The 6,486-nt window shown below is 40.3% G+C and carries 5 protein-coding genes; 2 read left to right on the top strand and 3 right to left on the bottom strand.

Annotated elements, in window-relative coordinates; translation table 11 throughout:
* Positions 1-147: 147 nt before the first annotated feature.
* Complete coding sequence (locus LI074_RS14370; RefSeq protein WP_044951711.1) at positions 148-378, top strand: hypothetical protein; 231 nt, start codon at positions 148-150, stop codon at positions 376-378.
* Positions 379-460: 82 nt separating this feature from the next.
* On the opposite strand, the gene LI074_RS14365 is transcribed toward LI074_RS14370, so the two are convergent.
* From LI074_RS14365 to LI074_RS14355, 3 genes are all read right to left on the bottom strand, one after another.
* On the bottom strand, positions 461-835 hold the full coding sequence (locus LI074_RS14365; protein WP_008707184.1) for a BlaI/MecI/CopY family transcriptional regulator: 375 nt from the start codon (positions 833-835) through the stop codon (positions 461-463).
* Between the two features lie 348 nt (positions 836-1,183).
* Complete coding sequence (locus tag LI074_RS14360) at positions 1,184-1,825, bottom strand: GNAT family N-acetyltransferase (protein ID WP_025580832.1); 642 nt, start codon at positions 1,823-1,825, stop codon at positions 1,184-1,186.
* A gap of 64 nt (positions 1,826-1,889) precedes the next feature.
* Complete coding sequence (locus tag LI074_RS14355) at positions 1,890-3,938, bottom strand: M28 family peptidase (protein WP_082433158.1); 2,049 nt, start codon at positions 3,936-3,938, stop codon at positions 1,890-1,892.
* Positions 3,939-4,239: 301 nt separating this feature from the next.
* Here LI074_RS14355 and LI074_RS14350 point away from each other — a divergent pair, with 301 nt between their 5' ends.
* A complete protein-coding gene (locus LI074_RS14350; protein ID WP_055199892.1) occupies positions 4,240-6,348 on the top strand; it encodes an NAD-dependent epimerase/dehydratase family protein in 2,109 nt (702 codons plus the stop codon).
* Positions 6,349-6,486: the final 138 nt, after the last annotated feature.

Raw genomic sequence — 6,486 nt, 5'->3', positions numbered from 1 at the left:
GAAGTGTGGCAATGCATGGAGCTGACTGTTACTAATCGGGTGAGGGCTTGACCAAGAATCGCAGGAAGAATGATTTTCAGGGAATGTCAGCATGTATGTAGTTTTGAAGATACAGTGAAAACCAGCTAGGTGATAGCTGGTTTTTTTGTGTATAAAACAGATATCGACCGTACAGATGAGGGGATTGAGGCTGTAAAGAATGAGGAAATGCTTGGAACGGTTTATAATGATAAAGAGGGGCAGGCGCGTGAAATGCTGAATCTTGCATTTGTAATCGCAACGGATGGAGATAAGAGTGATATTCCATTGATCGACGGAAAATATGTGCGCACACCATATCATAAGCTTACGTTGGAAAATATAGAAGAGTCTGAGTAATTTCTCTGATTCGGTATTTATAGTAATTCTGTAAATAAAAAAGGCTGTTGTTAATGACAGCCTTTTTATTGAGCATTTCTGATTAAAGTGTCTGGATATAAGATAATAATTCAGCTTTCTCAGCTGCGCTTAATTTATTTCCTGCTGTAAATGCAGCGATGAAATCTTTGATGGCTCCGTTGTAAGAATCCTTTACAATCTCCTGGGCATAATTTTCATAGAATTTCTTTGAGGTGACAGATGGAATATAGATAGCTCTTTTTCCGCTCTTGTCAATATTCAAAAAGCCCTTCTGTGCCAGACGGGAAAGAAATGTGTTTACTGTCTGTTTCTTCCATGCTTTCTTTTCTTCCTCATTAAAGTGAACCATAATCTCAGAAAAAGTTGCAGGTGTTTCTCTGGTCCATAAATATTGTAAAATATAAAATTCTGTTGCGCTCATTGCATTTCGTACCATTATTATAAGTCCTCCTTATCAGTGTAGTGATGTGTACTCTGGGGGTTATTAAAATTTTTATTGCCAGGTAAATACTTTTGTTTCTGGTAATCGTGGATGTTCAGCAGTCCGTTGAATGGAAAGTCTCCGAACAGTTAACAGTAATTAAGAATAGTAGCGGAAAAGTACACATGGTACCATAAACAAACAGATGTGGAAAAGTTTTATCCGACATCTGTATGCTATTTTAATATAAAAGTATAAATATTACTAGACGTAGAAATAGACAAAAATGTAAGTGAAAAATAGGTTAATTTATCAATTACGGAGCTTTTATGTTAATAATTGCGAGAGCAGTGCAGGGACAGATTATACAGTAGCCTCTCTGATCATGCAATATTGTTTCAGATCAAAGTGAGGTTTTTCCACTATCCCATATGTTTTAAATCCGAAGTGTTCATAAATAGGAACGTTATTGGGATTATGGGTTTCCAGAGAAATCAGCATCTTGTGTTTCTGGGCGTAATTTATCACTTCATCCATCAGAAGTTCTGCCAGCCCATGATGCTGGTGTCCGGGGTCTACCGCAAGGTAGATCACATGGAGACGTTCTGTCTGGTGAAGCTGATCAGTCCAGCTTGAGTTCAGGTAGTCTTTGCCCTGAATGAAATTCCAGAAGGTTTTCAGGCTTGGATCTTCTTTGATCAGCCATCCGTCAGTGGTAAGTGCAGCTCTGGCCTCTGTGAGACAGTAGTGCAGAAAATTGTAAGGTTCGCTTTCGTCAGAAACAACCAGGATACTGTTCAGTTCGCTGCTGTCAGAATAAATTTCGCATGTCTGAAAGAACTCCGTCAGATCGCAGGAAAAGAGCTCCGGCAGAAGTCTTTCTCTGGTGTCATCATCAGGAATCAGGGTATGATACAGCGGATCCTGTGCGAAACAGACCGTTAACAGTTTCTGTAATCGTGGTAAATCTTCTTCCTGTACTCTGTACAAATTATCACTTTCCATGGTATGTAGTAATCTCCTTATTTATTGCCGGGAACATTGCTGTTCCCGGGAGTGGTAATGTTTTTTAAAAAGACAGTAGATTATTATAGATGTTATCCAACATCGCAGACAGCTTATTAACGGAGGTGTTTAAGTAGCGGATATCGTCCTTATAATAAGCCTTCTGTCTGCGCAGGGCAGCTTCCAGACGACGGATCTCACTGTCGAGTTCCGGTGTTTCTTCTTCCATGCGCTGCTTCAGTTTCTGCACGATCCCGTAGAGATTTTCGTGATGCATGATACGTCCGGCACCCCACATCAGGCGGTCTTTTGGCTGGTGAAGAATGTATTCGGTGAAGTGATAGTAAACTTCTTCATCGAAGAGAAATGCGTACATATTATTGTCTACTCGATAGAGAGCCTTCAATGCATCTGTAATATTTCCCTCGGATAAAGCCCGGCTGGCTTTTTCCAGCTGTCGGATATTTTTGGAGGCAGCTTCCTGTGGGAAAATTACTTCATCTTGCCAGTTGAGACGTACCAGATAGTCTTGCGCCTTGCGGAAAGTTTTCAGCAGCTCCAGTCCGGCATATTCCCATTTGTGGCGGAAAGCAATGCGGGCGTCGGAGTCTGAAAGTGTGGCATATTCCGTATTAATCTGGCATATTTTGTCATAAATATTTTCGGCAGAAGCGGTAATTGTCTGCAGGTTTCTGAGCAGAACATTCTGCTCAGGATCAGCAAATGAGAGTGCATTTTCGTGGATACTTTCTGCGACCGCGTTCATGGTATTGCTGAAATTCATCGGTGGCAGGACAAGTCTGTCAATGGCCATGATCAGTTTCAGATAGCATTCATGATGAAACTGATAGACAGCTTCCTGGTAAACATCCTGATTATCATATTGGGAATGATAATAATTCTGCATGAAGGGCCCGGCGCTGAAATCATTGACTGTGGATGGGATACCTGCGATTGCCATGGAGAAATCATCAGACCATGTCTCGATGGGAGAGAGAACCGTGATCCCGTCAGGATATGCTTCCTTCGGGACAGTCAGGCTGTCTGTAAACTGTCTGATGAAATCTGCATATTCATAGGTACAGCGGATGGCATCCTGTCTATTGTGTGCGTGTGCAGGAAGTTCAAAGTTCAGGTCTGCGATCACTTTACCCTGCCAGTCAGGATGTACACGGAATACCTGATTGTAGGCTCCTGTAGACCAGTCGTATTTGGAATCAATGATTCCCCATTCCTCGGCAGCCATTGCGCAGAAAACGAGAGTGTGGGCAGGCTTATAGCCGCCCTTTACAAGTGAACGGGCAATGCCGAGCATCATGGCGACTGCCGCATTATCATCCTGGAATCCATCGAAATAGGAATCATAGTGTGCAGACAGCAGGATCATAGAGTCTGTCTCAGTACCCTGTATTTTACCTGTGATATTGCCTGCTGTTGTGTCCGGAATGACTCTGGAACGGGCATCCAGTGATACTTTTAATGAGGATCTGCGTAATAAAGCAGCATCCTGTTCCAGAGTGTTATGGGTATCTTCTGAATCAGTGGTGTTGTCTTCGCAGGTGGAAATTTTATTTCGGAGAGAACGCTTCAGGATACGTGCATCCGCCTGAGACAGAGAGAATGCAGGTGCGAAATCAGGACCTGCGATATCCTGTGCATTCAGCGCAGACTCTGCGATTTCTCCGTAGCCGTTTGCCTGAACTGCGATCAGGGCAGCAGCGCCGCGCAGATAAGCCTGATAAACAGGGAAGCTGATCCACCATTCGTCTCGCTGGTTGATCTCAACCATAACCAGCTTTCCTTTTACGTTTATGCCTTCATAATCTGCGGCAGTTCCTTTTCCCAGATAAACGAGTTCGTAATCTTCAAATCCGTCTGTCTCGAAATTTGTCTGATATCCGCCCATCTGAAAGGTGTGTTCCTGCCCGTCATCATCTGTAAATTTCAGGACTGCCTTCTCGAATTCCCATCCGTCCAGTGAGAATGTATCTCTGGTTACATCGGTAAGTCCGATAGCTTTCATTTCCCTGTATAACATATCTCCTGTAGCTGTTTCAGCAGCGGAACCTGCAGTACGATAGCCCAGAACAGGGTTTGTTTTCTCTTTTTCCATGCGTCTGGCAAGCTGGTAGGACCAGTCTGTGTCAATGCAGGAAATACAGGAATCTTCAATGTTCAATGTAATCGCCTCTTTCCTGACAGTTTGTATAATATGATCAGATATGATCAGTGCCGGAAATGTCAGGGTACTGATCTGTCTGTGGTTTATGATTTTATACTGGAAATATTTTAGCATAGAACAGCAGCAGGAACAAGACAACAGTTGTTGAGAAAAAAGCTATTTTCTGTAAAGATGCTGATATTGAAAAGAAAAAATAACTTTGTTATACTTCACTTTATTGAGGTGAATAAATATGGAAGTATTGTTGGCAGGAAATACAGGATATGTAACAGAAACTTTTATAGAAGAATCATTTCCTGAATGTGATGTAGTTGTACTGGGAAATGAGATGCTGAAATCAAATCGAAAAAAGAATATATTATCTCGTCCGTTCATAAAAGATGAGAAAGAACTGAAAGAGATTTTCGAAACATATGAGTTTGAAAGAATTGTTTATTTTTCAAATTATCTGACCATGCATGGAAGGATGACCGGAGAACTGGAACAACTGAGACAGATACTTCAGTTATGCAAAAAGAATAAGGAAATAAGAATGTTGTATCTGACCGGGCAGGAGAGCATTTATAATATTACAAGTGGAAAAACACTTCTGGTATCCGCAGCAGAAAATGTAGTTATGGAATATGGAAATATGTATCAGATAAACACCAAGATTCTGAGAATTCCTCATTTATATTCAGCGGTATACACACAGGACTTTTTTTATAAGCTGTTTACAGAGGCAGAAGAAAGCGGAAAAATTGTTTTTGAGGAATCACCGGAACAAAATATTTATTTTCTATGTATGGATGATCTGGCAGAACTGCTTTATAAAGTATATGACAATTGGGGAAAAGAACGCTGTCTGAATGTTCCGGATTGTTTCAGGCAGAGTTTCAGTGATCTGGAAAAAGAAATCAGAAAGACAATTCCCGGTAAACTGGATATAAGATATCAGAACAGCGGTCAGATTTATAAGGTACAGCCGGATGATCAGATTATAAGACATGAATATGGGTGGTTTCCAAAGATATCTGTTTTTGAAGATATTCCCGGGATGTATCAGGAGTATAAAAAATTATCAGATTCAGATTCCGGACATTTTGCAAATATCAGGAATTGGATATCGAAAAATACTTTGCTGGTCCACATTCTGGAATTAATCTCAGGATTTATTTTATTTGAATTTCTAAACAAATATACAGGAACTTATGCTCAGTTTAAAATGATTGACCTGAGACTTGTATTTATTGTATTCATGGGAAGTCTTTATGGAATTAATTATGGAATATCAGCAGCTGCGTTGGAAACTTGTTCTTTGATTGCAGCATACAGGCAGGAGAATGTAAACATATATACTTTGTTTTATGAGGCTTCCAACTGGATTCCATTTATTTTTTATTTTGCAGCAGGTGCTGTCTGTGGTTATATAAGGCTGAAGAATAAAGAGGATATAGAATTTGTAACAAAAGAAAACAGACTGATTAAGGAAAAATTTTTCTTTATGCAGGAAATGTATCAGGAGACGCTTCAGGATAAAAGACAATATAAGAAGCAGATTCTCGGAAGCAGGGACAGCTTTGGAAAAATTTTTGATATAACAAGAAAGCTGGATGTGATACAGCCTCAGAAACTGTTTATGGAAACCATAAGGGTAATGGAAGATGTTCTGGAAAATCATACAATTGTACTTTATTCACTTGATTCATGGAAACGTTTTGGAAGGATGGAAATGTCATCACCTGAAATTCGCAGAAAAATGCCGAATTCTATAAGGATTGAAGAGTATCAGAATGCGATAGAAACGCTGGAAAAGGGTGAGGTCTGGAGAAACAGGGAACTGCTTGCCGGATATCCGGCATATATTGCAGGGATAAAGAGAAATGAAGAACTTGTAATGCTGGTATTTATCCAGGATGCAGCCAGTAATCAGATGACATTGTATTATCTGAATCTTATCAAAATTTTATGCGGTCTGGTAGAAGTCTCTCTGCTGCGTGCACTGGAATATCAGGAAGCAGTCAGAGACAGGGAATATCTGGAAGGAACTCATATATTAAAAACAGAGTATTTTATGGAAAGGCTGAAGTTATTTCATTCCATAAAAGAACAGAAAATAGGATCATATGCTCTGCTGCAGATTGAAAATCCGGAAATGACACTGGAGGAAACAGACAGGATATTAAAAAATAAAATCCGAGAGAATGACATACTGGGAATATCGGAGGATGGACAACTCTATCTGATACTGTCACAGGTGGATGATGCCATGTTACCGATAGTAATTGAAAGGCTCGAAAAGAACGGACTTCATTGCAGAGTGATTGACACCCGTAACGAAAGCAGGGTAGCTGAAGAATGATACAGAATATAACAGGGGTTGTTTTTATTATATTCCATATTATCTGTTGTGTTTTAGTATGGACAGGAATAAACTCCCATTTACTGAAGGTGAAGAGGTATCTCATATTACCTGTGATCTTTGTACCGGTATGGGGTA

The organism is Blautia sp. MSK18_10 (assembly GCF_020553185.1).
Classification (GTDB): Bacteria; Bacillota; Clostridia; order Lachnospirales; family Lachnospiraceae; genus Blautia_A; species Blautia_A wexlerae.
The sequence above is the reverse complement of the archived record's forward strand: the minus strand, read 5'-3'. Positions and strand labels throughout refer to the sequence as shown.

Excerpts from the sequence above, each read along its gene's own strand:
- LI074_RS14350 (WP_055199892.1), top strand. The coding sequence starts at position 4,240 with ATGGAAGTATTGTTGGCAGGAAATACAGGATATGTAACAGAAACTTTT.
- LI074_RS14360 (WP_025580832.1), bottom strand. The coding sequence starts at position 1,825 with ATGGAAAGTGATAATTTGTACAGAGTACAGGAAGAAGATTTACCACGA.
- LI074_RS14365 (WP_008707184.1), bottom strand. The coding sequence starts at position 835 with ATGGTACGAAATGCAATGAGCGCAACAGAATTTTATATTTTACAATAT.
- LI074_RS14355 (WP_082433158.1), bottom strand. The coding sequence starts at position 3,938 with ATGGAAAAAGAGAAAACAAACCCTGTTCTGGGCTATCGTACTGCAGGT.